This is a genomic window from Streptomyces sp. AK08-02, assembly GCF_033795085.1.
Lineage (GTDB): Bacteria > Actinomycetota > Actinomycetes > Streptomycetales > Streptomycetaceae > Streptomyces > Streptomyces echiniscabiei.
Window position 1 is genome coordinate 1 of sequence record NZ_JARAZV010000050.1, and the last position, 1,056, is coordinate 1,056.

1 protein-coding gene is annotated in these 1,056 nt (G+C 65.4%); it reads left to right on the forward strand.

Features of this window, described 5'->3' with window-relative positions; genetic code table 11:
• Positions 1-128: 128 nt before the first annotated feature.
• Positions 129-946, forward strand: a protein-coding gene (locus tag PV734_RS45690) for an IS5 family transposase (protein ID WP_107308003.1) whose coding sequence is annotated in 2 segments (ribosomal slippage) — positions 129-471 and positions 471-946 — 819 coding nt in all. Because the reading frame shifts where the segments join, the coding sequence is not laid out codon by codon here.
• The last annotated feature ends 110 nt before the right edge of the window (positions 947-1,056 follow it).

Below are 1,056 nucleotides of genomic sequence, written 5' to 3' on the forward strand. Positions count from 1 at the left end.
CCATGATCCACAGGTGCCGTGTTCATCTGCTTCCGGGGCCCGCCAGCATGATCAACCGGCCCAGGCCGGGGCGATCCGGGCAAACGCCGGGGCCCTGTCCTATGTGGTGATCACTCGTTGCACCCCGTATGGGGCGGGGCACATGGAGTTGGATTGTTCCGGACGGGCTGTGGGAGATCGCGAAGCCGCTGATCCCACAGTCGAAAGTGCGGCCGCAGGGCGGCGGCACACAAGACACGCCTGATGAGACGCTGTTCGCGGCGATCATCTACGTGCTGGTCAGCGGCTGCGCCTGGCGGGCTTTGCCTCCGTGCTTCGGCATATCCAAGTCGACGGCCCACCGCCGCTTCATGCTCTGGTCCAGAGCCGGTGTCTGGGGCCGGCTCCACGAAGCGGTCCTGCACCGACTCGACGACGCAGGCCTCATCGACGTCTCCCGCGTCGTCCTCGACTCCGCTCACGTGCGCGCTAAAAAGGGGGCGAACATACAGGTCCGAGCCCCGTGGACCGGGGTAAGCCGGGTTCCAAGATGCACGTCCTGTCGGACGCGAACGGACTGCCCCTGGTCGTCGGCGTCTCCGCCGCCAATGTCCACGACAGCGAAGGTCTGAAGCCGATGGTGGCCGGTCACCAAACGAGACACGACCCCCACCGCGGCCGTCACTTCAAGCCCCAACGGCTCCATGCAGACAAGGCGTACGACGTGCCTCACCTGCGGAAATGGTTACGCGGCAAGCGCATCGGCGTGCGCATCGCCCGCAAGGGCATCGAGTCCAGCGAACGATTGGGCCGCCGCAGATGGGTGATCGAGCGGACCATCTCGTGGCTGTCCGGCTACCGCCGGCTCAGCCCCCGCTATGAACGCAATCCCCGCAACTACCTGGCTTTTCTCGGCCTCGCCGCCGCCCTGTGCTGCTACAAGCGCCTCCTCCGCCTCACCACATAGGACACCGTCTAAGACCGTGTCCTACATGGTCAGTTGACAGTTGTCCTGGGCATGGGGAGTGGACGGTGGGGATGGATCGTTCCGGACGGACTGTGGGAATTAGCGAGGCC